The organism is Chryseobacterium mucoviscidosis (assembly GCF_002177115.1).
GTDB lineage: Bacteria > Bacteroidota > Bacteroidia > Flavobacteriales > Weeksellaceae > Chryseobacterium > Chryseobacterium mucoviscidosis.
In genome coordinates this window covers 1-223 of record NZ_MVAG01000189.1, presented here as the reverse complement: position 1 = coordinate 223, position 223 = coordinate 1, and the positions used below count along the sequence as shown (strand labels likewise).

The following is a 223-nucleotide window of genomic DNA, read 5'->3' as shown; positions in this document are numbered from 1 at the left end:
TTCGATTGCGGCACATAAATAAGGAAAGACAGCAGAATCAGCAGGTGAAGCCACCAGAACACGTAATAACACACCGTTACTGCCACCGGCGGCATCCAGGTAAACGCGGCTGCGATACTCGAGGAGATCGGTGCCATGGCCGACCACGCCAGACCTTCAATGAGCCGTTCAAAAGCCATCGTCAGCAGCACCGAAGCCATTAGCGTGGTGATGAAAAACACGA

General features: G+C 53.4%; 1 protein-coding gene. It reads right to left on the bottom strand.

Features of this window, described 5'->3' with window-relative positions:
* On the bottom strand, positions 1 to 223 hold a 223-nt coding region (locus B0E34_RS22880), incomplete at both ends, for a hypothetical protein (RefSeq protein ID WP_228423115.1).